This window comes from Eikenella sp. Marseille-P7795 (genome assembly GCF_916618725.1).
Lineage (GTDB): Bacteria > Pseudomonadota > Gammaproteobacteria > Burkholderiales > Neisseriaceae > Eikenella > Eikenella longinqua.
This window is the reverse complement of record NZ_CAKAJZ010000002.1, coordinates 144,864-168,469: the sequence shown is the minus strand read 5'-3', so window position 1 is coordinate 168,469 and position 23,606 is coordinate 144,864. Positions and strand designations below refer to the sequence as shown.

Below are 23,606 nucleotides of genomic sequence, written 5' to 3'. Positions count from 1 at the left end.
CATAGCCTTAGCTTTTATTGAAAATAATTCTTACTTCTATTATTATCCATACACCGTATCACTTCGGCTATATCCCTATAAACAATAGGGGATTTAATCTTTCTTCCATTTCTCATCCCTCTATCTCTTCCCTCATATGACAACCCAATCTTTTTGCCCCAAGCTATTGGTCGTGCTGCTGACCGGTGCCTTTGCCCACATGCAGGCCGCCGCCGACACCCTCGCCGCCAACGGCAGGGAGCCTGCCTCCGCCGAACTGGAAACCATCGAAATCAAAGGCCGACGACCCGATCAGCGCGGCGCCGACGACGTATACCGCAAAAACGTGTCCAATGTTTACGTGGGGCGCGAATATCTCGAGCGTTTCCAAGTCAACGCTGCCGGCGACGTGCTCAAAGGCCTCAACGGCGTATACAACATGAACACCCGTACCGCCGGCGGCGCGATTACGCCCAATATCCGCGGCATCACCGGCAAAGGCCGCATCCCCGTTACCGTGGATGGTACAGAGCAAACCATAGACGTATGGATGAACAACTACGGCGTGGGCGACCGCAACTATCTTGATCCCGCCCTGTTCCGCAGCATCGCTGTAGAAAAAAGCCCCGCCCTCACACGCGGCGTGAAATCCGGCGTCGGCGGCGCGGTCACCATCCGCACCATCGAAGCCGACGACATCGTGCCGGAAGGGCAGAAATTCGGCTTCCAGCTGAAAACCGAGTTTGCCAACAACAGCCGCCGCCCGGCCAACAACCTCAACCAATGGCTGGGCTGGGAAGACTACCGCACCCTGCCGCTCGGTGCCACCGCCGACGGCGCGGGCGGCGGCGTCGACCCGCTCACCGGCCAGCAAAGCCCGCAGGCGTTGGTGGTAGACAACTTTACCCCGCCCGCACACAAAAGCGGCCGCGACAACTGGCGCTTCGGCGGCGACCGCAGCTATATGGCCGCCGCCGCCTTCAAAACCGAACTTTCAGACGGCCTGGCCGCCTACAGCTACCGCAACAAAGGCAACTACTTTGCCGGCACCAAGGGGGCGGAAGGCTACCTGAATAACCCGGTATACGACCTGCAACGCTGCTACGACCAAGGCGGCAGCGACTTCAACTGCAAAAACTCCGCCACCTTCGTACCCAATATGGCGCGCATCTACCACCCCGGGGTGGAAGTGCTCAACAGCAACACCGAAACCAAAACCCTGCTGCTGAAAAACAACTGGCACCTGCCCGGCAGCCATCGGCTCGGCTGGCAATATATGCGCACCGACGTGCGCTTCGGCGAAATCAACCCCTTCCACACCACCTATGTGATGAATATGGAAGAGCATAATCCCAGCGGCCGCCCCAGAGAACTGTCGCCACAGGCGCAGAGCATCGATTCCTCTATCCGCACCGATACCTACAAGCTCGGCTGGGCTTGGAAGCCGGAAGGCAGCCGCTGGATCGACCTGCAGGCCAACCTGTGGCGCATCAAAACCAACAGCACCCGCCACCAGAGCGGCGGCATGGATTTGTCTTCCGCCTACCCCGATCCCTTCTACGACGTTTGGTATTGGTGTACCCAACGCGGCCGGATACCGCCCGAGCACGTCGACAACTACAGCAGCTGCAACGACCTGATGAATGATTTCGGCGTCAACGGCCTGACCAAAGAACAGGTGTTGGCCATGACCCCGAACGACAACGGCCGATTCCGCGTGCTTTCCGGCGCCGAGCAGAAAACCCGCGTCAGCCGCACCGGTTTCGATATCAGCAACCGCTTCCGCCTCAGCGACCGCCTGAGCATGACTTTGGCCGCCGATTATCAGAAAGAGAAACTGGCGGAAGAAGTGGAAATCGTCAATTCAAAAGACCTGTTCAACCTGGCCGGCATGGTAACCGGCCTGACCAAGCTGGCCGGGCCCAGGGGCGGCGAGCGGCGCGAATGGGGCACCAATTTGGTGTTCGACTGGCAGGCCACCGACCGCCTGAAAATCTCCGCCGGCATCCGCTACCACAACTTCCGGGGCTTCGATACCGCCTTGGCGGAAGGGCGTGCCCGCCGTGACCCGCGCTATCAGGCAGGCGATGGAAACCAGTCTTATGCCGATGGTGCCTATCTGCCGTATTTCGAACTGGCAGGCGATCAGGAGCGGCGTGACTGGAATGTGGTGGCCGAACAGCTTCGGCAGGCGTATCAGTCAGGCGATGCTGCCGCCATTGCCGCGGCAGAACAGGCAGAACAGGCGCACGGTGCCCGTTACCATTTGCCGAAATACTATAACGGCCCGTATCGTACCGATGGTTATGTGTATATCGGCAACGATGGCCGTGCCTATTCTGACGGACGGTTCGGCGGGGTTAACGAGGCACAGAACCAACCGCTCTATCGGGTGCGCCCCGTTTATGTGCCGTTTGTCAACGGCAAGCTGGACAGCGGCGCATTGCCCCAGCATTTTCATGATTTCGTCAGCAATTATCAGGAAAAAGTGACCAATCCGCAGGGGCTGCACGGGACGCATTATCGATATTGGGCAGGCGTGGGGAATCCTATGGGCTGTATAAGAAGTGATGCGACCTCTTGCCTTGCTCATAACCTAGCGGGAAAAGCAACCAATTTTCAAGTCGGCTATCCCGAGCACGGTGATGATACCGGTCTCGGTCCCAAAATCATCGGTCGGCACTATACCGAGGAACAGTATTGGGCGCAGCCCAAACCGATCCGTGCCCATGCCTGGGCGCCGACCATCGCCGTCAGCTACGACCTGACCGACAACAGCCGCCTGTTCGTACGCTATGCGCAGATGACCCGCTTCCCCAGCGTGTATGAGGTGGGTAGTTTTTATAACGACGTGGCCTATGTCGGTATGCCGAAGGCCCCAATTTTCCGCTTCAAGCCGGAACGCAGCCGCAGCTGGGAAATCGGCTACAGCTTCAATTTTGCCCCGTATTGGAGCCGGCTGCGTGCCGGCGATATGCGCCTGACCTACTACCGCAACCGTATCCAAAATGTGATCGAAACCACAGATTATTTCCGCACCGTGCAGTACGACCGCAAGGACACCGCCGGGCTGGAATGGCAGAGCCGCATCGACACCGGCCGCTTCTTTGCCGCGCTCGGTGCCACCTACCGCCTGAAACAGCAGATGTGTGACCGCGATACCGCTTTCGATTACGACCCTTATGGCGCCAAAGGCGTGCCGATCTGCATCGAAGGCGGCTACGGCAGTACGCGCGGCTATCAGGCCTTGCAGCCGAAATATTCAATAAACCTGGATGCTGGGGTGCGCCTGTTGGGCGAGAAACTGGAGCTCGGCCTGCGCGGCATCTACCACAGCCGGGTCAACACCAAGCAATACGACCAACTGCTGCAAAAGAATTTGGGCATCATCTTCGATACCACCGGCAAGCCCCACCATTGGCGCCCTTCCCTGACTTGGGACGTGTATGGCCGTTACCAGCTGCACAAAAACCTCAATGTCAACTTCAGTATCACCAACCTGACCAACCGCTACTATCTCGACCCGATGTCCAACGTTGCCGCCCCCGGGCCGGGTCGGACGGTTACCTTTGGGCTGACTGCCAAGTTCTAGTCGCAGGGAGGAGTGGGGGTTTTCAGGTAGCCTGCAGGTATGGCGGGAAGGCTACCTGAAAACGGATTGAGCATAACAACAAATAATTGAACACACCGGACACGCAAACCCAACCGGCCCCGTTTATCCGGGGCAATGGTTTTTACCGTTTTTTCCGCCGGTTCGGCGGCAATAAAACGGTGGCTTTTGTTTAACTCTTAATTAAGGAAACGATTATGTCTATACGTAATAAAACCCTGTTGGCCGTCTTGCTGTGCGGCATTTTTGGTGTGGCTGCGGCTGATCCGGCTGGTGGTTCCAGCCAAAGGAAAAGCCAAGATCCAAATAGTGACCCGACGACAGTTCGCCCCGGCACCTCTGACAAGCAACCTTTCGGTGCCGGTAAGGCCGGTTTGGCATTCAGCACCAATGGAGGGAACAGCTGGTCTACCTCTATCAATTTAGATGACGGCCCGGTCAAGTATATCGGTATCAAACATAGGCACGGTAATAGCAGGGTACCGATCAACGGCAATGATCCCTATGCCAATGTTGATGGCACACACAATCCACAGTATCTGCGCTTGGGCGATGTGAAACCGGTTATCGGCTGGTTCTACAACCCGACGCTGGGCCAGGTGTGGTATGAAAACCGCCACAACAACACCGAAGTGTACAGCGTGCGCCAGATGGCCAACCCGGCAATCCCCGCCGCGCCCAAATTCGGCGGTTTGGTCATTGCTAAAGTGCCTGAAATGGGTGGTAGGAACGGCAACGTGTTCTTCGGCGAATGGGCGCCGCGCGCCGGTAACCCGCCGCAAAACAGCACCGACCTGAATATGGCGGACGGCAAACGCACCGTTTGGTATGTGGGCGACAACCCAACCACCAATATGCCGAATTTGGTTAATGCACAATACAATGTGTTGGGCGTGAACAAACACACACCGGGTCAGAACGACTTCTACACAGGCACATTAACTGCCAATTACGGCGGCAGTAAAGGTTCTTTGATTGGCAATCTGACGCGCGGTTCGGATAGCATTGACTTTGCCGGCACCAATATTAATTCTCGCGGCATATTTGACAACGGCAAGGCTAACGAACACATCAGCGGCCGCTTCTACGGCAGCGGCGCGGAAGCCTTGGCCGGTATTGTGGATCGTACGGGTGTCGATAGGGACATTGCCTTCGGTGGTAAGCAAATCCCGCCACAATAATCCCGTGTGTTAGACCTGTAAGATGGGAAGGGCGGTTTCTGAAGTATTTCGGACCGCCTATCGTCAATCGAATAAACAATCAATCAAACCAATGTTCAAACCGTTTTCAGGTAGCCCCTTTTGGACAAGGCTAAGGCTACCTGAAAACACAAACCACCGGAAAGCCCCCATGAACAAGCCGCTCCTCCTCGCCCTGTGCCTGCTGCTGCCCGCCGTTGCCCGCGCCGACGACCCGGCCGAAGAACGCCGCCGCCTGCTCGACGAGGGCAACCGCCAAACCCGGCAATACCGCGAAAGCGGCTGGCTCGGCGGGCAGGATGCCGATGTGGAAAACGACGGCGGCTACATCAATATAGGCGGTCAAATTTATGCCGTGGGCGATAGCGCCGAAGAGCTGGAAAGCGCCCTGTATTACGCCGTTAACCAGCAGCAATGGCACAAGGCCGAACAATTCGCCGCCCGCTACGCGATGTTGCCGCAGCACAAACCGGCGTTACTTGACTTGGCCGCCGGCCTGCAGGCGCGCGCCCGGGGCGATTACCGCCTGGCTGCCGCGCGGCTCAAACGTGCCGCCGCTGCCGAACCCGGTAACGCCCGCATCAGCCTCGAACTCGCCCGCGTTTATACCGAAGACAACCAAAACCGCGAAGCCGCCGCCGAGTTCCACCGTGCCGTAGACATTGGGCTGCCCGAAGAAACCCGCGCCTTAGTCGGGCAATATCAGAACGAATTGGCCAAACGCCGCGCCTGGCACGGCCAAATCAGCATCGGCTACGGCCACAACGACAACATCAACCAGGCCGTCGGCGGCCGGCAGTGCGTATGGCAAATCGCCGGCATGTGCCTGCTCGAACGCCTGCTGCCCGAACCTGTCGGTTCAGCCATGTGGCAATACAGCGCCACCGCCTTGCGCACCATCCCGCTCGCCGGCCACCACGGCCTCCACCTGCGCGGCTTGGCCTACGGCACACGCTACCGGCGCGAAGATCCCCAACAGACAATCGCGCCCGACTACAGCTACCACACCACCGCCCTGTATGCCGGCTACGACTACGCCGACATCCGCAACCACTTCGCCCTGCTGCCTTATTTCGAACACGACTTCCGCAACCGGCACACCCATTACCGTGCCTGGGGCATCGATGCCGAATGGACGCATACCCTTTCCCCGCGCTGGCGGACCAGCCTGCGCGGCGGTGCCAAACGCCATCATTACAGCGGGCAAAACCGCCGCTATTTCGATGACTACAGCCAATACGAAGCCGGCCTCGGCGCCGAATGGGCTGCCGGTCCAAGCTGGGGGCTGTTTGCCAATCTGGACGCCGTCCGCAAGGCTTATGCCGAAGAAGCAGCTTCCAGCCGCGAATACGCCGTCCGCCTCGGGCTCTACAAAATGTTCGGCCAAACCGCCTATGCCAACCTGTTGCTGATGCACCGCCGCAGCCGCTATGATGCGGCCGGCTTCATAAGCAACGGCGAGCGGCGCCAAGACAAACAATACACCGCCGTTGCCGCGCTGGGCTTCCCGCGCTGGCAGTGGCACGGCATTTACCCCGAGCTGCGCTTCAAGCACACCGTAAACCGCAGCAATGCTGACTACTACCGCTATCGGCAAAACGAAGTGCTCGTGAACCTGCGTTATCGGTTTTAATGGTTCTTTGTATTACTAAAATCCGTTATTGGGAAACCCATTGATGGTAATACAGACGGCTGCCTTAAAGGCAGCCGTCTGCTTTATTGCCCGGATTGCGGCCGGTTTTCAGGCTGCAATCCCAGTCGTTCCTTCAAATACTGGTACAGGTCGCGACCGTCCTCCACCGGCCAGTATGCGCTGGCATCGAAGGTATAGTCCGTTCCCGTCCAATCATTGACGAACCGCACATAGAAAATCAGGCAGCCGTTTTGACCGTACGAGGTAATTTCCAAACGGCTCTGACGCAGTTTTCCTTCATAACCGTCCGAATAGACGGCGATGCCGATGGCGACGTGCTCGAACAGCCACGGGTGTGCGCGGACAACGGCCAAAGCCTGATGCAGTTTTTCCATATCGATTTCGATACAGGCATCGGGTAACTCGAAGTCGTGCTCGTCGCTGCGCCAAAAGTCGTCCAATTGCGGGCTGCCCGGAGGCAGGTGCAGGACCAACTTTTTTCGGCCGTCGTACGAATCGGTTTCCGCCGTAAAGCGGGGTTGCTTGTCGGTTGTCATAGGGTTTCTCCTAAAACAGGCAGGAGAAACCCCGGCGGGGTTTTCCCGCCAAGGGTTGAAAAAAAAGAAAGGAATTGCCATCAGCTACACTGAGTTTCTGCGTTGCAGAAGCTCGCTCCGTCTGCTTTCAGGCAGCCTGTCCGGACGGCCTCATTCCTCATCGTCGTCTTCCGAATAATCCCAGCCGAAATGTTCTTCGGCGAACATGCGGAACTCTTCATCGGAACAGGGATGGTCGTACAGTATGCCGTCTTTGATTTCGTAAGTACCGGCGAAACCGCCGCCTTCGTCGATGTAGCGGATTTCCAGCTGTAAATCGGGAAAACGCTCGGCAATGGCTTCGTACACCGGCTCCGGCGGCGACCAGGCGGTATCGAACTCAAGATACAGCTCTCCCTCGTCCAAATAGCCGATATGCTGGTGGTAGGCATTCCACTTGGTACCCCAATTGCGGTTACACCATTCGTACCAGGTCGGGCTGCCGTACAGTTCGATATTGCGCTTGATCTGTTCGGCGTAGTGCAGGTCGAGCCCGCATTGTTCCGCCAATCCCGGATGCTGCCCGAACACTTCTTTCAGGCGGCCTACGGTGGCGGTTTCCCAGTCCAGATGGCCGGCCGTCAGTTCCCGGATACGGTCGATGCAATACAGCTTGGCCGCCTCTTCGCTGGCAATCGGCAGATCGTCGGCCAAGGCATTCCATATCTCCGCCCGGTAGGTGGCAGAACCGAATTCGAGATGCAAGGACGCCGGCATCGGGAGGATGCCGTTGAAATCGACGATTACCTGAGGCAGGTCATCGCGGCCGTAACTGTCGGCCTCACCTGGAACCAGCAGGGCTGCCCGGAAGGCGGCCAGTGATTCGGCCGGACCGGTGACGGTGATTTGGTTGGTAACATGGTTAGGCATGATAAAGCTCCTATAAAAACGGAGCCGGTCCGCCCCGAAGGGCGGAAACGGCCCCTCGGGGTGGAAAAAAGTTACCGCCGGACAACCGGCGCACATTTCAGGTAACAAGTGCTTTCAGAAAAATCCAGACAGCCTATTTCAGCTTGTCCAAGTAGGTTTTGACGGTATCGCAGGCCCAGCGGTAAACCAGTTCCCAACGGACTTTTTCAGGCTGTTCCAGCACCACGTCGGCGTTGTAGCCGAAGTCGTGCAGGGCCAGTCCCCGGTTCATCATCCAGTTGAATACGGTTTCGCGGTTGCGCGCGTACAGCCATTGCGCATCCGCTGCCGACAGGGTCTGCGCCAGCACGGTGGCATAGTTGCCCTCGGCGTATTCCACGTCTTTGAGCAGGTAGGCCAAATCGTCGTAGCCGGGCAAAGCGGCTGCCGGAACCAGCAGGAAGGGATCGTTTTCGTCGGGCATGGCGGATTCGACGGCGCAGACGGCCAGGCAGTAGCCGAGCGTCCGGCCTTCCATCACACCGACGAACACTTTCGCCGCCTCTTCGTCCGACAATTGCCGGGTGAAGTCCGGCCGGCAGAAAGCATCCAGCCAGGCCCGGGTATCCGCCTGCGGCGGGATGAACACCGCTGCGGTATGGCTGTTATAGCAGCGGCTCGGCCCGGAGCCGTGACGGTTTTCATTGGCCACGTACTCGGCCACGGGCTCGAGTACGGACAGCAGGTTTTCGGCATAGCCGAGCGTACGCAGCCTTTGGCGGACAAGGTCCTCAGGGGATTGTCCGGGCTGTAAGGGCGGCAGGGATGTACCGTTTAAAGCCTCGGCGGCAGCTTCGGCGGTTTCATACTGACTGTCGAACCAGACGATATAGCTGCCGGGTTCGTAGGTTGCAGACGGTTGCATGGCAGGTCTCCGATGGAATAAAAGCGGGAAACCTGCCCGGTGCGGGGCAGGCTGTGCCCCGCAGGGTTGATAAAAAAACCGTGGCCGCACGGATGCGGGCGGTACTGTTTAACGGTTGTACCGAAGCAGTTGCGGACTGCCGGCCGGATTGCCGAAGCAATTCATGCAGACGGCCTGGGTGTCAAGCAAGCAGCCTGCATGAAGTCCCTCGCAGGGTTGATGAAATTTTCAGGTAGCCTCAAAAGAGGCTACCTGAAAATACGGGTTGGAAATATCAGACCTGTCCAGGCCTATTTGATGGTCAGCACATCGCCGAAACCGTCGCTGCCGACGGTCAGGTCGATAGCGCGGATACTGGGGACGAAACGATCGAGCGCGGTGGTGGTCACGGTAATGTTGCCGTCGTCGCCATACTGCTCCTCTGCGGTCGTTACCTTGGTCTTGTAGGTGCTGCCTTTGACCAACAGGCGGCGGCCGTCGGCGGCGGTCACGATACCGCTTACCTGGCCGGCGGCCAGCGCCAGGGCGGCGTGCCATTGGCCGAGCGCGCACAGCGGCCGGCGTTTGTCCGGCGACAGGGCTTCGGCAAACCATTGCCCGAAATGCGGCCACAAGGTCTGCGAACCCAAGGCGGCCAGTTCTCCGGCCAGGCCTGCCGCTTCCACCTTGAAGCTGATGGGGCGGAACGGCTTTTCCGGCGAAGGCGGCACTTCGTAACAGCAGTCGGCTGCGGTTTCGCGTATCGGCAAGGCGTTTTCAGGCTGCATCAGCACTGCCTGCTGCCGTTTGGCCAAAGACCGGCCGATGTCGGCGCGCAGGCGCGGTTTGATGCCGAAGATGACCACCTGTTTGTAGGTATCCACGGCCGCGCGGTACATCCGCAGTTCCGTAAAGCGTGAGGCGATTTCCCGGGTAAAGGATTCGCTCAGCGACTGCACCGGCACGATCAGCACCAATATACCGCCTTCCTGCAACACGTGCATGGTTCGGTCGAGAAACACCTGTTCCAGCCGCCGCCCGCTTTCGGATGACAATTGGTCGCGATTGGCATAACCGTAAGGCGGATTGAGGAACAACAGGCCGACGGTCTTGGGCTGCAACAGGCAGTTTTCGATGTCGGCACGGACAACGTGACCGAGTACGGCCGAAGCATCGGCCGCACGTTCCGCATCCAGTTCCACGCCGAAACTGCGGCACAACGAACCGCAGGCCGACAGATGCTCGGACAGCTTGGCCAAAGCCGCACCGGTACCGCAGCAGGGATCGAAAATGCGGATATCGCCGCCGCCGATATCGAGCCGTGCGGCAATGCCGGCCAAGGTTGCGTCATCGGTCGGGAAATAGCCGTTGTCGGCATGGTTGTTGGCAACGCGAGGGTGCATCAGATGGTTTTGAGACATGGGGAAGGCTCCTGTAAAAAACGGGAGCCGCACGGGAGCGGGCTCCCGTGGTTGGGGGAAGAAAACCGTAACCGCACGGATGCGGCTGATACTGTTTAACGGCTGTATCGAGGCAGAAGGCAGTCTGCCGGCTGTTGAAACGGGTTTTTTCAGACAACCTTTTGCTTGCAGGCTGTCTGAAAAAACCCGCTTACGCGGGTAAGAAGGATTAGGGTGCTATCTCAGTTTGGACGTTCTACCAGCCGCTTGGCTAGTTGTACCTCGACCGAATCTTCAGCTTGGTTCAGAATGTCCAACCCTGTATCGGGCATGTCGCCGGAAGTGGATTGCGCTACAGCGATTTTCTGCCCCATCAGTTCCAAGCAGATTTGCTGAGCAGTATCCATGTAACCGGCAAAATACACCTCTACAGGTTCACGCTGACCGATACGCCAGGAACGTCTTGATGCTTGCATCAATGAATAGACGTTGTAGCCTGTCTGCATGAAGTAGATAGTTGGAAAGGCTAACAGATCAAGGCCGGTTTTAACCAGTTCTGGATTGCAGATGACAACCTGACAACCTTCATCCAACCGGTCATTTACCCAGTCCTCTCGGGCATCAGCTTTAACTGAGGCTCGCATCACGGCGGCGTGGATACCGTGCCGTTTCAGAATGGCCTGTAGGCGGGATGTGGTATCACGGCTGTCAGTATATGTGGAATAGACTAGGCAGCGCCGACCTTTGGCCAACTGCTCCTGTACCAATTCCAGCATATCTGCCTCTTTGGGAGATAGCTCGTCTTCACCGAATACTGCACCGGTTTCAAACAAAACCTGATTGTTGCTTCGCCAGTACACCTGTTCGGCTTGAAAACAGCAATCCGGCCAGGCCAGGAGAGCGTTGGTTACGACCCCGGTCAGTGTGTTATTGCCTTTGGCCAATGCTGCTTTCAGGTAGCTTCTCAGCGTAGACGACATTTGCCGGTATACAGCTTCCTGCTCGTCGCTCATCGCCACTGGACGGAAGGTTTCGGTGTAGGAAGGCAATACGCCGGCATCAATGTCCCTCAGCTTCAGGAACACCGTAATCGGCAGCACATAACGCATGATGCCTAGCGGCGAGAAACCCGGTGCTTTAGCAGTGCGTACTTGGCTGCGCTTAGCTCGCGCACTGACAAACGAACCCTGGCTGTATTCGCTACCTGAACCGTATGTCTTGACGATGTCTTTTAACACACCATGTTGGCGCATGAATGACATCGAAGCAGCGGCCAGTGAGCCAGATTTGTTGTAACCAAAACCATCTTCTAGCATGGCCTGTGGATAGAGTCGCCACAACAAATAGAACAAGTCTTCTGCGTAGCCACCCATTAACGTGCCAGTTAAACACAGTACTTTACGGGTACAGCGGGCTAGTACACCCATAGCTTGTCCCTGCGCAGTACCGTAGTTTTTGTACTCATGCCCCTCATCTACCACCATTAGGCCGAAATAATTCTTCGGCAGATAACGTTTGATAAATTCGGTTGGCTGATAGCCGCCTTGGCCGAGCGAGAACTCGGTTTTGCCCAAGGCGCGTTCCAACCGGGCGGCATGGCGGTCGTCGAAGACGAGCTCGCCTTCGCCGTCCAATAGGTTGGCAAAGGCCTGCACGTTGTTTTCCAAAATACCGGCCAGCATTTCTTCTCCAAACTGATTGATTAGTTTCTGTGCGCCTTTGCGACCAATTCCAGGCAGCCCGGAAATGGTTTTTAGCACCTTGTCATACACACCTGAGGAGGTGGCAACATTTGGGCGGCATAGTGTCCACAGCGGTTCGCCGCATATTTTGCCGTGTAGCTTGTTGCGGCAGTAGCGACGTTCTTTAGTCAAATCAGCTTGGATTAAGGTATCGAGACTGTAAGGTTCACCATTTGCATTTAGTATTTCACCGCCACATTTTGGGCAACAAAACACTGGCACGGTGCCGTAGTCAGTCTCATAACGTTTACTGGTTCGGTAGGCTGGTCGCCAGTGGAAGCCCATCCTCATACGTACACGACCGAGGATAAAGAACTCTGGCACATCCGGCTTTTTTCGCATGGCGCGGATGCGCAGCAGCTTGGCCAGTGTGTCGGTGCCGTTCAATATCCATACTCGCGCACCAGGTACGGTTTGTAGGATTTCCCGACGCCATTTATACACCAGGTGCGGCGGGCTCAGTACCAGTGTGCGGCACAAGCCTTCGGCATGGGCGACCGCTGCGGCTGCAATGGCCATCATGGTTTTGCCAGTACCCATTTCCGCATTGATGATGGCGGCCGGCTTGTCTTCAATTAGCAATTGCTGATTGATGGCACGTACCACTTTGCGTTGTGCGACAAACAGTTTGCGTGACAGACCGTCAAGCACACGCTCGTGTAGTGGGTATTGCTGGTCGTGGTACACCGGGCGGTTCTGCTCGGTAACGGCGGCAAACAGGCTATCGCCGAAGTCGGCCAAAAAGTCGGATAAGGACAGTTCGTTGGCGGGCGTTCCCGCAGGAAGGCTGTCTGAAAGAACAGCCGTATCTTGAGACAGCGTTTCGCCGTAAGAAGAAATTTCGGGGTTTTGCATGGTAGTTCTCCATAAAAAACGGGCGCAAAACCCCGCGAACGGGGTATTGCGCCCCGTTGGGGTGGACGATCCAGGGGGATCGGATAAAAAAACGGATCAGCCCAGCACATTATCCGCCCACAGGCGGCATTGCTCGGGCAGGGGTTCGGTGCAATGGCGGATGGCTACGGCCAGGCAGTAGTCATCAGTTTCCTGTGCTGCCTGACCGAATGTCATCCCGCTGCCGACATAATCGTCGAACGCGCAAACCTGATAAACAGAAGGCTCGCTGTAGCTGGCCTGTGCCTTCAGGGCAGCCACGGTGTCTTCCGTAACCAAAGCGTCAGCATCAAGCTCGGCAAATTCGAAGCAGGCGGCCATATCATTAGATAGGCAGATGGTATCGCTGCGGTGGTAGTCGGGATAATACTGCTCGACAAATTCCCAGTTCAAACCAAGTTGGTTCATTACTCATCCTCCTCTTCGTTGCCAGTCAGTTGAAAGAAGTGCAAGGCTGGTTCCGTCGCAAATAAATCGGGCATACATGGTGTACTCCTGAAAAAAGCGGCAACACCGTGCCCGACGGGGCGCGATGCCCCGCAGGGTTGAAAGAAAACCGTAACCGCACGGATGCGGCTGATACTGTTTAACGGCTGTATCGGGGCAGAAGGCAGTCTGCCGGCTGTTGGAACAGGTTTTTTCAGGCAGCCTTATTTGGGAAAAGGCTACCTGAAAAAACCTGCTTGGAAGCAGGTTCGGAAAAAACCGCAGGGCGGCAGGTTCAAACAGGCGGCAATTGCCCGCTTTTTAGCCAACCGCCGAGCATCGCATCGAAGTCGGGAGGCAAGCTGATGCGGCAGGCTTTGATGCCGACCAGGGAAGCTTCGCTGTCCATACCGGGCCGGAAGTATTGCAGGCTGCCGACCTCCTCCAGCCGTGTGGCTACAAAACCTGCCCAGGCATCATCCAACGGGATGTCAGAGAGGCGGCTGAGACAGGTCCAGACCAATGGCTGCATATCAGTCGACACATCGTCTGCCACCACCCATGCGCTGCGGCTGTCGCGGTCAGGTTCGACCAGCTCGCCACAATACAGGAAGGTGTGCAGCAGCACACCGTACTGCCGGGTGTGCAGCTTGGTGGTTCGCTTGTGTAGGTTGGAGAAATGACGGGCGGTACGGTACACCGGATAGTATGGTCGGTCTTCAGGTAGCCTGAAACCGATCGGTTCCTGACTACCCTTATTGAGCCGCGCCAACAGCGATAGCATATTGGCATCACGGCCGTACAGTGAAGCAAACATCAGTCGTTCGTGCAAAATAAAGAAGGCATCGGCAAACAGGTCGCCACCGGAAGTTTGGTACAGCTGCATCATTCCTCCTTACGCCACCTGAGGCAGAAACCAGGATTGGTTGTTACCGTCGAAACGGTAGCCCGCCTCCTTTAAAGCGTCACGCAGCTGACGGAACAGGGTTCTGTCCTCAATCGATGCGTCGAGCTTGACGTAGGCAGCATGGTCGGCCAACAAGCGTTGCAGCGTAGCCATATCGGCCACTGCTTCATCGTCGTCCATTGGCGGTGCGGCTTTGGCAGCAGGCTCTGCCGGAGTGGCAGCCGCTGCGGCCGGCGGGTGGGTTTCTTCGTCTTCGCCAACGATTTCGGCCACCGCCATCGAGGTGCTGACCTGCACCTGCTCACTCTGCGCCATAATCTGCAAAGCATCCCAGTCCAAATCGGCACACAGGCTGACCCAAATCTGTCCTTTGGAAAAGTTAGACTGGTTGTAGATGCGGGTAACGATAAACACCCCCGAATACGCACCCTGGTCGAACTGTTCCAGCACGCGGTGCTTGATTTTGAACACGCCGACATCGGTATTCAGTTCGGCCACGGTAAACGGTCCGTTGCGGCCGTTGCGCTCGATGACGTTGAGGGTTCCGGGTAAAGAAAAAGACATATGCGCCTCCTAGGCAAGATAAAAACGGGGACGCATACCCGCAGGTATGTTCCCCACGGGGTTGGAAGAAAACCGTGGCCGCACGGATGCGGCTGATACTGGTTAACGGCTGTATCGGGGCAGAAGGCAGTCTGCCGGCTGTTGGAACAGGTTTTTCAGGTAGCCTTATTTGGGAAAAGGCTACCTGAAAAACCTGCTCGGAAGCAGGTTCGGAAAATCAGGGCTGCGGCCAGTTTCCGGCATCCAGCCAGGCCTGCGCCTCCTGATGGGTTTTCCAGTATATACTCTCGCGGGAGTAGGGTTGTGGCCAATCGGGCATTTCGAGGTCGAAACATTCGCGGCCGATATAGAAACCGGCGGTAGAATGCAGCACGCACGGCCGACGGGCAATATAGACTTGGCCGTTGTTGTCGAAAACGAAATCCGAGGCGGGGAAAAGATGGGTATTCATGATGCAATCTCCAAAAGAACAGGGGTACACCCTCCCTTTTGGGATGTGCATCCCCAAAGGGTTGAAAGAAAACCGTGGCCGCACGGATGCGGCTGATACTGTTTAACGGCTGTATCGGGGCAGAAGGCAGTCTGCCGGCTGTTGGAACAGGTTTTTTCAGGCAGCCTGCAATCAGATAAGGCCGTCTGAAAAAACCTGCTCGAAAGCAGGTTGGTTGGAACAGAAACCGTCCAGTTAAGCGTGGTATCCAGCCTCTTTGCGTAAGGCTAACTCGGTTCGCGCCTGACGCATGGCATCGGAAAGCTCGACCAGACCAGGGAAGTTTTGGTACACCCACCTTCCCGCCTGACGCAACTCCTCAGTTTCGCCGCGTTCGGCATATTCGGCCAGCATCGCCAGCACCGTATCGGTGTATTCGCGATCCAGGCTCCATAGCACTTCGCCGGCGGAAAAAGCGTGGCAGGGGTCGTACAGGGACAAGATGCACTTGGCCAAGGCGATCTGACCGCTGGTTCCGGGATGTTTGCGCACCAGCTCGAAACCTCGTGTATAAGGGCTCATCGGGGATTTCTCCTTGTCGGTTTTCAGGCTGCCTAGGCAGCGGGTTGGTAATAGCAGGAAGTCCAGGCGGAACTGCGGAACGACATCCGCGCGGCAAAACCGGCGGTATTGGCCAAGATGCTTTTCAGCCTGCGGAATACCGCCTGCATTTCGCGGTGCAGCCCACCACCCTCAATCGAACGGATGGCCGAAGCCCAACGTGCGCGCTCGGCAGCCGTACAGGCCTGCCAGTCGATTAAGCCGTATTTCCGTTCCGGAAATAGCGGGTTGTCGGACAACACAACATGGATTTTCTCCTGCCATTCGGCATTGGGGGTGACTACCAATGCAATGCGGTCGCCGTAATAAGTCGGTGCAGCAATTACGGCCATACGGCCGCATTCGCCCAGCAATTCCTCATGGCTGTTGAAGCTGCTCCTGCAGACATCGTGTTGATAGCGGTAGCATGGTTCGGTAAAACCGTTCAGGTATTCCGACAGCAGGCTGCGGATATCCTCGCGGATGCTGTCCTGAAAATCCGGATCGAAATCCGACAAGTCTTCATCGCGTGCATATCCCCACTCGTCCACATAAACCATCAGGTTGTATTGGTCGGAATGGTCGTCGCGCAAAATAGGGGAAGAGTAAGAGTAGTTTCCGGCACCCATGGTGCACCTCCGGTATGAAAACGGGGAGACGCCGGCACCCTTGCGGGGACAGCGTATCCCCGGCGGGTTGGAAAAAGACGATTAGGCTTCGTTAGTGTCGCAGGTGGCAAAAGCCAGCAGCAACACGGCAGACAAAACCATCATCGAGAGAGAGGCGGTACGGTCGGATTCAGGCCCCCACAGGGCAAACGACATACCGAAAAACAACGATAAGCCCATAAACAGGCCGATCAGCATGGGGCAATACCGCACGATGGCGGCGGTCAGTACAGATTTGCGGAACATATCCGTCTCCTTGAAAAAAAGGGGATGTGCCCCGCATGGGGACGTAATCCCCATAGGGTTAAGAAAAAACCGTGGCCGCACGGATGCAGCTGATACTGTTTAACGGCTGTATCGAGGCAGAAGGCAGTCTGCTGGCTGTTGAAACAGGTTTTTCAGGTAACCTTAATTGGGAAAAGGCTACCTGAAAAACCTGCTTGAACACCGTTGGGCGATGAGGAAGCCCACCCTCAGAAGAGGGTGGGAAAAGGTTTACGGTACACAGCGTGAGCAGTGTAGGGAGAAGGCAGTCTGCCGACTGTCGAACAACTTACCATGCGGCTCTTGCGTGCAAAACCGCATGGTAAGTTGCCCGTAAAACGGGCAACCCTTGTGAACAAAGGCGTTTAAGCCAAAATATCAAGTTGTACCAATCCACAGTTCCTGTGGAAAAGTACAGGTAAAATGTATTGAAGTACCGATTGTTAAAGAACAAAAGCATCAAGCCTAAAATTTAGGCAACTGCTATTTAACTGCTTAGCAGTACCCGCCCGAGAAGACGGGCACGAATAAACAGTCAAATTTATGGTTGTAAGCCTGCGGTTGTGAAGGGAGCCGCCACCCTGTTTCGGAAAAATGGCTGAATGCCGATGATGCTGACCACAGTACCGTCGCCGACCGTACTGTGGTCAGCATCATCAGGCAGCTAGAGAGGAGGAGGGATTTTTCCGGCGGGGCCGGATAAAAAGGGGAATTTAAAGAATTTGGTTTGAGGAAAGCCTGCGCCGCCGGGGCAGCGGTACGGATTCAGGCAGCCGTACGGTGCGATAGGTTTGCCAAGCGTTACTGTATCAATACGGCTTGGCAAACCCACCGGAGTGGGTTTGAAAAGGGTTATCGGTTAATCCAGTTTGTCTAAATGATGTCTGGCACGAAAAGCTGCCTTTTCTTCTTCGCTCATGCTATCAGAGATTTTTTTACCCTCAATAAGCATATAAGCTACAAAAGACAAGCCTATGCAAGCCACCATCAGGGTCAGAAATAGCTGAATCATCATTTCCATCCTTTCAGGATAAAAGCAGTCGTCCACAATATAGCACAAAGAACTAGGCTGAGTAAAAGAACTATTATTGCCAAGCCAAAATGCCAATCGTATTTGGTTAAACCAAACCAAGCTTGTGTAACAAGAAAAACACCGAGAATATCGAGTTTTGCTGCAACTGCATCGGTTTGTTTCCCAGTCCACTGATTTCTTTCCAGAAACAGAAAAATGCGATCTTTGGATTTCCGATAGGATTCACGGAAAAGGTTCAGGTTCATAATACTACGCTCCAAAAATACAAGATAAAAGCCGGAGCAAACGAACCCGAAAACCGGGGATGTTTGCCCCGGCGGGGTGAAGGAGAGGAAGTTTTCACTTCCTCTCAGGCAGACGGACTGCAGGTTGAAACGTTACTTAGGCGGCAGCATCTTCAGATACTGGGGCTTGGGTATCGTTTTTTTCAGTGTACCAAACTTGGCGATTGACCTTGATGAACTTGAATTTCAACAACCGGGCGTCAATAGACGGGGTGTTTACTTTTACAGGCTCGTTTTTGTCATTTTTCGAGTTGGTCTCAAAAACAACAGGATGAAGGTCACCGACACGGAACCCAATAAATACGGTGGGGCGGCGTTTGTAGTCGCTGCTGAGCAAATCCGGAAATTCTTCCAGTAACTTGGCAAACAACTCTTTGGCTTTCCCGCCGACGATTCGCACGTCGAACCGTGCCTTTTCGTCAGCATCACCGTGCAGGGCTTGAATGGTACAGGAAAAGTAAACATGCCCGGAACCTCGTTTGCCTTGAACCACGCGGGGGCGGTTCATAAAACCGACACCGTCGGCGGTCAAATCGAAGTAGGCGGGTACGTTCTGAACTTGGTTAGACATGATGTAATCTCCAAATAAACAGGGGATACACCACGCCCGTTTGGGGAATGAGTATCCCCAAAGGGTTAAGAAAAGAATGCCTGCTTGAGGCAGATTGAAAAAACCGCAAAACCGACGAATCGGTTTGTGTGCTTGAGCGGCTGCACACCTTTGCTTTTTGAATGAAAGCAACAAAACATTGAAATACGTTTTAATCATGCTACTGCCCGCTGGTTTTGTCAAGCACTATCATGATGTTTCATGTTCCTATCTTCATTACCCTCGCCAATTGCGTACCCTGCCCGTATCCAGGTGGATAAAGCTGTTGTAAATGCCAATACCTCCAGCATTGAAGTGTGCTGCCATGGAAGTTAGCTGATTTAGGCTAATACCACGCATGGTCAAATCAACGGCTCTGCCATAAATATGCATAGAATTTTGTGCAGCCCCTTCAATGGTGGCATTGCGCCGTCGGGTACGGTACGCGCTGTTGATTTGCAGCAGCGGATTGGGTTTGCCGGCAATGCGTGCCCATTCCTGCAGGCCGTATAACAGGTTGAGCAGGCCGATATCGATATTGATCAGGGCATTGTGGTCTTTGGCATCGCGCAGCAGCCAACGGGCGGCCATGTAGCCGTTTTGCAGGTAGCCTTGGCCAGCCGCATAGAAGCGTATGCTTCGACGTTCGCCGGTGTCGGTACGCCGGATGTCGATCAGGCGGTCGCGCCGCCAAAAGTCACCATTATCTACGGCCAATGCCTCGTCGGAGAACAAGACTGTGCCCGAGCAGAGCGCTAGAGCAGGGGCAGTTCTGATAACCGTACCGAGAAACTGCCGACGGTTGAGGACGTTCATGGTTATTTCTTTCTATCAGTCGGCATTTCCGCCGGAGCAGACTTCTTTTTGCTTGCTATATCAGCCTTGGCTTGTGCCACCAGACGGCTGATCCAGGCAGACTGATGGTGCATAAATTCCGCCAAACCGAGCTTCCCGGACTCAATGCCGCCGAGAGCCAGTTCCCATTTGGCGGTGGTAACCGGATCGGCCAATGCTTCGGGTATGAGGGAAATCAGCCGTTTCCCTTTGTCAGTGGCCGAAACCTTGCGCCCTTTTTTCTCCAAATATCCCATTTCATACAACCGCTTCAAAATATTGGCCCGGGTGGCTTCCGTGCCCAATCCTTCCGTGGCGCGCAGCACTTTTTTGATTTGTGCGTTGTCCACCGTTTTCAAAAAATCGGACAAGGTCTGCATTTCGTCCAGCAGCGAAGGTTCGGTAAAGCGTGGCGGCGGGACGGTCTTTTTGTGGGCGGCATCGGCGGAACGGCAGCGGACGGCTTCGTTTTCGCCGACCGGCGGCAGGGCAGTACTGTCTCCTTCTTCATCCCCCCCCGCCACTTCGTCTTCCGCCTCTTCCCCCAGCAGGCTTTTCCAGCCCGGTTTGACCGGTTGCCGGCTGACGGTACGGAAGCGGTGGCCGCAACATTCGACTTCTATCGTGCTGGAGTCGTATTCGCAATCCGGATAGAACTGGGCGATATAGCGGTTGCGGATCATCAGGTAGATATCGCGCTCCGCTTTGCTGAGTTTAGATAAATCGATCCCGGCCTGCGTGGTCGGAATGATGGCATGGTGCGAGTGTTTGTTGACCTGGCCGTCGTTCCAGACCCGAGAAGCCCGAGCCGGATCGGCCTGCTTCAGCACATTGCCCAAAGAAGGATCCAATGACAGCATGGCGGCAAATACGGCCGGCACTTCGGCCTGCTGCGATTTGGGCAGGTAGCGGCAGGGAGAACGCGGATAGGAAGTGATTTTGTGCTTTTCGTACAGTACCTGTGCGATGTCCAACACCTTGTCGGGACTGAGGCCGAAACGGTTGCCGGCGGCCTTTTGCAGGGCGGACAGGCTATAGGGCAGCGGGGGTGGGCTGTGTTTGCGTTCGGTTTTGGCGGCGGCGATGCGGCCGCTGCTGTCCGGCAGTGTGGTCGCCAACTTGTCCACAGCCTGCTGGTCGGTACACAGGCCGTCTTGGTTTTTCAGGGCATCAGGTATCTGCCACAGCGCCTCAAAGCTGCCGGAGGCTACCTGAAAAACCGCACGCAGGGTGTAGTAGGGATAAGGTTTGAAGGTACCGATGGCCGCATCACGGCGTACCACTAAAGCTAAGGTCGGCGTTTGAATGCGTCCGACCGACAAGGTATGTGCTTTGCCCCGGCCTTCGGCATAGGCAGCGGTATAGGCGCGGGAGAGGTTCATGCCCACCAGCCAGTCGGCACGCGAGCGTGCCAGGCCTGCCTGATACAGGGTTTCGGTTTTGCCGCCGGGCATGATTTTGCCCAATGCCTTTTTTACCGAAGCCGCATCCAACCCACTGGTCCAGAAGCGGGACACTTTACCGCGATAGCCACAATACTCCAGAATCTCGCGCCCGATGACCTCACCTTCACGATCAGCATCGGTAGCAATAACAACTTCATCCGCTTCGGCCAGTAGGGTACGAATGACCTTAAATTGTTTGGCTGCAGAATCGGAGACCTCCATCAGCCATTTGTCAGGCAGTAATGGTAGAGCATCTGTGTTGCCGAAATCGGCATAAATCTCCCCATAGGCGGCAGGCATGGCATTGGCCAACATGTGGCCGAAACACCAGGTAACAGCCGTGTTCCCTTTGCGGAAAAAACCGTTATCCCGACCGCCCAATACACCGAGTACTTTGCCGATGTCTTTAGCCTGAGAAGGTTTTTCACACAAAAACAGCTTCATCATTATGCCGTTTGCACAATACAGGTTAGGCTACCTGAACACTGTATCCATCTGAATCAAAAGGTTGCCGTGAAGAAACCGATAACAATGGCACCACCCAAAGTTGCGCCTACCACTACAACCAATACCGTCAAAAAGGCCGAGAATTTGCCCATCATGGATGAAATAATGGCGATAACTAAGGCGATGATGGCGATCAATGCCCCCATAGAACCGGTCAATTTGTCATTTACCCAATCGACCATAGTAGAAAAAGTGGTATCCGAACCGGCAAAGGCCGGAGCGGCCATCAGGCCGGTCAGCAAGAATAGAAATGCCTGCCGGGCTTTGTTCTGCCAATGGCTGACGAAGTTGCGCAAATTACGAAATAGTTTGAGGTTTTGCATGACGTTTCCTTTATGAAAGTGTGGTCTCAATTGCACTGAGAGAAAAAGTTATTGCAGAGGTGGGGGCAGGGTGCCAGGTGGCAGTGTATCCGGCTGGGTAGTAGGAGCGGAAACGGGTTCTGTTCCTTCTCCTTCCGTTGCGGTTGCCCGCGCATCGCTGCCCTCCACTCCGGTTGCAGCAGCAGGTGGAGTTTCCTCCGTCGGCGCAGTGGCCGGACTGGCAGCAACCAACGGAGTAACGGTACGCGATGACTGAATCATCTGTGCTGCGGAATAACCAACATTCCAGCGACGTGGGGTGACCTCAGAGAACACCCGGGTTGGGTAAACCAAATTGCCGTTACTGTCCTCATAGGCATTAACCCACACTCGGAGTACCTGGGCTGGCATCAGTAGCGGCTTTGGCTCATCGATAGCTGCCATATTAGGTACAGGATCGGGTAAAAATGGGGTAACCCCGCCGCTTTTGTTGCCGGATGGTACGGCATGATCCTGCGGTCGATAATCGCTACTGGCTTCCCAGGCTTGGCTCATGCTCATGCAGCGCCCTCTATTGGCCGTTCCACAGGATAATTCGGTAGAACCGGTATTCATCATGGAGGAACAGCCGCCCAGCAACAACAGGAGTGCAGGTAACAAACGGGTTGTCGATCTCATCTTCTATCCTTTACGTATTCCAATGAAATGCCCTCCTGCAACAGAATGTCGCCGGTGCGCATTGGCTGGATTTCCACTACTGGGAAAGATTGCTGGGCATATTTTTCATAAATGCTGGCCACCCGCCCGAAAATATCGTTGATCCCTTGAGCCGCACTGTTCAAGGCCACCTGACCAGGCGTGCCGGTGCCAATATTAATGCTGTTGCCGCTACCATCTCGATGACCGATACGGACCGTACCAGCCAATGCCACAGAGCCTTGTCCGAATGTATTGAGCATGCCGATTTTAATCATTTGCGAAATGGCTCTGCCATCGCGCGATACTAGGCGGCCACGCCAGCCCGGTTTGCCATCCTCGCCGATGACGGTTCCTTTCATCGTTGCCTCAACTGCCACGCCATCGGAACGGATACAGGTAATCGACTTGGTACGTACATAGGCGCGTTCATCGGCTAGCTGCCCATAGGCGTTGGCAATGATGACACAGTCTGATAAATCCGAACGGAAACCGTTGGCCATCGTTGCCAATCCTTTCACACGCAGCAGGATAGGCATGGCATTCTCGGTACCGCCACCTACTGCTTCACCGGTGGGGGCATTGATGCCAGAAACTGCAATAATCGACAGTTGCGATCCTGCCGGCAGGTAGGTTTTGGTATCGTGAGCACCATTTTTCCGATTACCGGCGGTACGATTTGTTCCAGCTGGCTTATTATCGGCTGGAGCAGCTTCGGAAGCGGCACGGCTTGATGGGGCATTACCACTATTACTGGTATGTGACTGGTAGGGGTTGCTGTCGACCTCTTCTGCAGAAGTGTCGTTGCTGCTACCAAAATTGCCCCCGCCTCCCAACGGAGGGGCGCCGCTGTCACCCGGCAAGGTTCCCGGAGGAATGAACCCTGGTTCTGACGCAGACAAAGGCCCGGTGCCCGAACCTATTCGGGAGGCCTCATGTTCTGCAATTATTTGTCGTACTTGGTCGACAGTCAGAGCTGACGGATTCGCAGTCTGATTGGCCTGTTGCTGCTGCATTTGCTGACGCAGTGCGTAGATTTCGGCAGCTAGACTCTCTACCGTCAGGTTGCGCTGATTCGGGGTAACCACCTGGGTAACTTCGGTCTTGGTGCGACCAAATTTAGTGCCCCTGATGCTATCGGTAATCATGGCTGCAATAACCAGCACGATGAGCCCGCCACATACGCCGATCAGTACAGTATTGCGTTTCTGTTTGCCGGTTTTCTGATTCCAGTTTTCACGGATACCCATT

Annotated in this window: 23 protein-coding genes; 3 read left to right on the top strand and 20 right to left on the bottom strand. The window is 55.6% G+C overall.

What is annotated here, in order from left to right; genetic code table 11:
* Positions 1-199: 199 nt before the first annotated feature.
* The 3 genes from LG371_RS04155 (at position 200) to LG371_RS04145 (ending at position 6,421) form a co-directional block, all read left to right on the top strand.
* Positions 200-3,571, top strand: coding sequence for a TonB-dependent receptor domain-containing protein (locus LG371_RS04155; RefSeq protein ID WP_370632663.1), 3,372 nt, complete (start codon positions 200-202; stop codon positions 3,569-3,571).
* A gap of 215 nt (positions 3,572-3,786) precedes the next feature.
* Positions 3,787-4,770, top strand: a complete 984-nt coding sequence (locus LG371_RS04150) for a Slam-dependent surface lipoprotein (RefSeq protein ID WP_225747802.1) — start codon at positions 3,787-3,789, stop codon at positions 4,768-4,770.
* 91 nt (positions 4,771-4,861) lie between these two features.
* Complete coding sequence (locus LG371_RS04145; RefSeq protein WP_225747801.1) at positions 4,862-6,421, top strand: surface lipoprotein assembly modifier; 1,560 nt, start codon at positions 4,862-4,864, stop codon at positions 6,419-6,421.
* Between the two features lie 83 nt (positions 6,422-6,504).
* On the opposite strand, the gene LG371_RS04140 is transcribed toward LG371_RS04145, so the two are convergent.
* The 20 genes from LG371_RS04140 to LG371_RS04045 form a co-directional block, all read right to left on the bottom strand.
* Positions 6,505-6,978, bottom strand: coding sequence for a hypothetical protein (locus LG371_RS04140; RefSeq protein ID WP_225747800.1), 474 nt, complete (start codon positions 6,976-6,978; stop codon positions 6,505-6,507).
* 150 nt (positions 6,979-7,128) lie between these two features.
* Positions 7,129-7,887 (bottom strand): hypothetical protein, encoded by a 759-nt coding sequence (locus LG371_RS04135; protein ID WP_049258618.1) that lies wholly within the window; start codon positions 7,885-7,887, stop codon positions 7,129-7,131.
* Between the two features lie 133 nt (positions 7,888-8,020).
* A complete protein-coding gene (locus LG371_RS04130) occupies positions 8,021-8,791 on the bottom strand; it encodes a hypothetical protein (protein WP_049258619.1) in 771 nt (256 codons plus the stop codon).
* Positions 8,792-9,081: 290 nt separating this feature from the next.
* Positions 9,082-10,191 carry a DUF6094 domain-containing protein gene (locus LG371_RS04125; protein ID WP_225747799.1) on the bottom strand — a complete coding sequence of 370 codons (1,110 nt, stop codon included), beginning with the start codon at positions 10,189-10,191 and terminating at the stop codon, positions 9,082-9,084.
* Positions 10,192-10,412: 221 nt separating this feature from the next.
* Positions 10,413-12,767, bottom strand: coding sequence for a helicase-related protein (locus LG371_RS04120; RefSeq protein ID WP_080984516.1), 2,355 nt, complete (start codon positions 12,765-12,767; stop codon positions 10,413-10,415).
* Between the two features lie 96 nt (positions 12,768-12,863).
* On the bottom strand, positions 12,864-13,214 hold the full coding sequence (locus tag LG371_RS04115) for a hypothetical protein (RefSeq protein ID WP_049258621.1): 351 nt from the start codon (positions 13,212-13,214) through the stop codon (positions 12,864-12,866).
* A gap of 313 nt (positions 13,215-13,527) precedes the next feature.
* Positions 13,528-14,121, bottom strand: coding sequence for a hypothetical protein (locus tag LG371_RS04110; RefSeq protein WP_152907634.1), 594 nt, complete (start codon positions 14,119-14,121; stop codon positions 13,528-13,530).
* A 6-nt stretch (positions 14,122-14,127) separates the two neighbouring features.
* Positions 14,128-14,703: a DUF3275 family protein gene (locus LG371_RS04105; RefSeq protein ID WP_049258623.1), complete on the bottom strand. Its 576-nt coding sequence runs from the start codon at positions 14,701-14,703 to the stop codon at positions 14,128-14,130.
* A 217-nt stretch (positions 14,704-14,920) separates the two neighbouring features.
* Positions 14,921-15,154 carry a hypothetical protein gene (locus tag LG371_RS04100; RefSeq protein ID WP_049258624.1) on the bottom strand — a complete coding sequence of 78 codons (234 nt, stop codon included), beginning with the start codon at positions 15,152-15,154 and terminating at the stop codon, positions 14,921-14,923.
* A gap of 234 nt (positions 15,155-15,388) precedes the next feature.
* Positions 15,389-15,715, bottom strand: a complete 327-nt coding sequence (locus LG371_RS04095) for a hypothetical protein (RefSeq protein ID WP_049258625.1) — start codon at positions 15,713-15,715, stop codon at positions 15,389-15,391.
* A gap of 32 nt (positions 15,716-15,747) precedes the next feature.
* Entirely contained in the window at positions 15,748-16,362 is a 615-nt protein-coding gene (locus LG371_RS04090; RefSeq protein ID WP_064106232.1) for a hypothetical protein, read from the bottom strand.
* 81 nt (positions 16,363-16,443) lie between these two features.
* Positions 16,444-16,647 (bottom strand): hypothetical protein, encoded by a 204-nt coding sequence (locus tag LG371_RS04085; RefSeq protein WP_049258627.1) that lies wholly within the window; start codon positions 16,645-16,647, stop codon positions 16,444-16,446.
* 877 nt (positions 16,648-17,524) lie between these two features.
* On the bottom strand, positions 17,525-17,680 hold the full coding sequence (locus LG371_RS04080; protein WP_153716077.1) for a hypothetical protein: 156 nt from the start codon (positions 17,678-17,680) through the stop codon (positions 17,525-17,527).
* Positions 17,677-17,943 carry a hypothetical protein gene (locus LG371_RS04075; RefSeq protein WP_049258628.1) on the bottom strand — a complete coding sequence of 89 codons (267 nt, stop codon included), beginning with the start codon at positions 17,941-17,943 and terminating at the stop codon, positions 17,677-17,679. Before LG371_RS04075 ends, LG371_RS04080 begins: the two co-directional genes overlap by 4 nt.
* Positions 17,944-18,079: 136 nt before the next feature.
* Positions 18,080-18,751: a DUF3577 domain-containing protein gene (locus tag LG371_RS04070; RefSeq protein WP_225747798.1), complete on the bottom strand. Its 672-nt coding sequence runs from the start codon at positions 18,749-18,751 to the stop codon at positions 18,080-18,082.
* A gap of 57 nt (positions 18,752-18,808) precedes the next feature.
* On the bottom strand, positions 18,809-19,387 hold the full coding sequence (locus LG371_RS04065; RefSeq protein ID WP_064106235.1) for a DUF882 domain-containing protein: 579 nt from the start codon (positions 19,385-19,387) through the stop codon (positions 18,809-18,811).
* A gap of 2 nt (positions 19,388-19,389) precedes the next feature.
* Positions 19,390-21,297, bottom strand: a complete 1,908-nt coding sequence (locus tag LG371_RS04060) for a DNA topoisomerase 3 (RefSeq protein WP_225747797.1) — start codon at positions 21,295-21,297, stop codon at positions 19,390-19,392.
* Positions 21,298-21,350: 53 nt separating this feature from the next.
* A complete protein-coding gene (locus LG371_RS04055) occupies positions 21,351-21,680 on the bottom strand; it encodes a TrbC/VirB2 family protein (protein WP_049258631.1) in 330 nt (109 codons plus the stop codon).
* A gap of 48 nt (positions 21,681-21,728) precedes the next feature.
* The gene (locus tag LG371_RS04050; protein WP_080984517.1) at positions 21,729-22,337 is read right to left on the bottom strand and encodes a TraV family lipoprotein; all 609 of its coding nucleotides are present in this window, start codon (positions 22,335-22,337) and stop codon (positions 21,729-21,731) included.
* Complete coding sequence (locus tag LG371_RS04045) at positions 22,334-23,605, bottom strand: TraB/VirB10 family protein (RefSeq protein WP_049258632.1); 1,272 nt, start codon at positions 23,603-23,605, stop codon at positions 22,334-22,336. Before LG371_RS04045 ends, LG371_RS04050 begins: the two co-directional genes overlap by 4 nt.
* Position 23,606 lies beyond the last annotated feature (1 nt).

Excerpts from the sequence above, each read along its gene's own strand:
- LG371_RS04075 (WP_049258628.1), bottom strand. The coding sequence starts at position 17,943 with ATGAACCTGAACCTTTTCCGTGAATCCTATCGGAAATCCAAAGATCGC.
- LG371_RS04110 (WP_152907634.1), bottom strand. The coding sequence starts at position 14,121 with ATGATGCAGCTGTACCAAACTTCCGGTGGCGACCTGTTTGCCGATGCC.
- LG371_RS04100 (WP_049258624.1), bottom strand. The coding sequence starts at position 15,154 with ATGAATACCCATCTTTTCCCCGCCTCGGATTTCGTTTTCGACAACAAC.
- LG371_RS04130 (WP_049258619.1), bottom strand. The coding sequence starts at position 8,791 with ATGCAACCGTCTGCAACCTACGAACCCGGCAGCTATATCGTCTGGTTC.
- LG371_RS04120 (WP_080984516.1), bottom strand. The coding sequence starts at position 12,767 with ATGCAAAACCCCGAAATTTCTTCTTACGGCGAAACGCTGTCTCAAGAT.
- LG371_RS04070 (WP_225747798.1), bottom strand. The coding sequence starts at position 18,751 with ATGATTAAAACGTATTTCAATGTTTTGTTGCTTTCATTCAAAAAGCAA.
- LG371_RS04050 (WP_080984517.1), bottom strand. The coding sequence starts at position 22,337 with ATGAGATCGACAACCCGTTTGTTACCTGCACTCCTGTTGTTGCTGGGC.
- LG371_RS04115 (WP_049258621.1), bottom strand. The coding sequence starts at position 13,214 with ATGAACCAACTTGGTTTGAACTGGGAATTTGTCGAGCAGTATTATCCC.
- LG371_RS04105 (WP_049258623.1), bottom strand. The coding sequence starts at position 14,703 with ATGTCTTTTTCTTTACCCGGAACCCTCAACGTCATCGAGCGCAACGGC.
- LG371_RS04045 (WP_049258632.1), bottom strand. The coding sequence starts at position 23,605 with ATGGGTATCCGTGAAAACTGGAATCAGAAAACCGGCAAACAGAAACGC.
- LG371_RS04090 (WP_064106232.1), bottom strand. The coding sequence starts at position 16,362 with ATGGGTGCCGGAAACTACTCTTACTCTTCCCCTATTTTGCGCGACGAC.
- LG371_RS04150 (WP_225747802.1), top strand. The coding sequence starts at position 3,787 with ATGTCTATACGTAATAAAACCCTGTTGGCCGTCTTGCTGTGCGGCATT.
- LG371_RS04095 (WP_049258625.1), bottom strand. The coding sequence starts at position 15,715 with ATGAGCCCTTATACACGAGGTTTCGAGCTGGTGCGCAAACATCCCGGA.
- LG371_RS04065 (WP_064106235.1), bottom strand. The coding sequence starts at position 19,387 with ATGAACGTCCTCAACCGTCGGCAGTTTCTCGGTACGGTTATCAGAACT.
- LG371_RS04145 (WP_225747801.1), top strand. The coding sequence starts at position 4,862 with ATGTTCAAACCGTTTTCAGGTAGCCCCTTTTGGACAAGGCTAAGGCTA.
- LG371_RS04085 (WP_049258627.1), bottom strand. The coding sequence starts at position 16,647 with ATGTTCCGCAAATCTGTACTGACCGCCGCCATCGTGCGGTATTGCCCC.
- LG371_RS04135 (WP_049258618.1), bottom strand. The coding sequence starts at position 7,887 with ATGCCTAACCATGTTACCAACCAAATCACCGTCACCGGTCCGGCCGAA.
- LG371_RS04055 (WP_049258631.1), bottom strand. The coding sequence starts at position 21,680 with ATGCAAAACCTCAAACTATTTCGTAATTTGCGCAACTTCGTCAGCCAT.
- LG371_RS04140 (WP_225747800.1), bottom strand. The coding sequence starts at position 6,978 with ATGACAACCGACAAGCAACCCCGCTTTACGGCGGAAACCGATTCGTAC.
- LG371_RS04060 (WP_225747797.1), bottom strand. The coding sequence starts at position 21,297 with ATGATGAAGCTGTTTTTGTGTGAAAAACCTTCTCAGGCTAAAGACATC.
- LG371_RS04155 (WP_370632663.1), top strand. The coding sequence starts at position 200 with ATGCAGGCCGCCGCCGACACCCTCGCCGCCAACGGCAGGGAGCCTGCC.
- LG371_RS04080 (WP_153716077.1), bottom strand. The coding sequence starts at position 17,680 with ATGATGATTCAGCTATTTCTGACCCTGATGGTGGCTTGCATAGGCTTG.
- LG371_RS04125 (WP_225747799.1), bottom strand. The coding sequence starts at position 10,191 with ATGTCTCAAAACCATCTGATGCACCCTCGCGTTGCCAACAACCATGCC.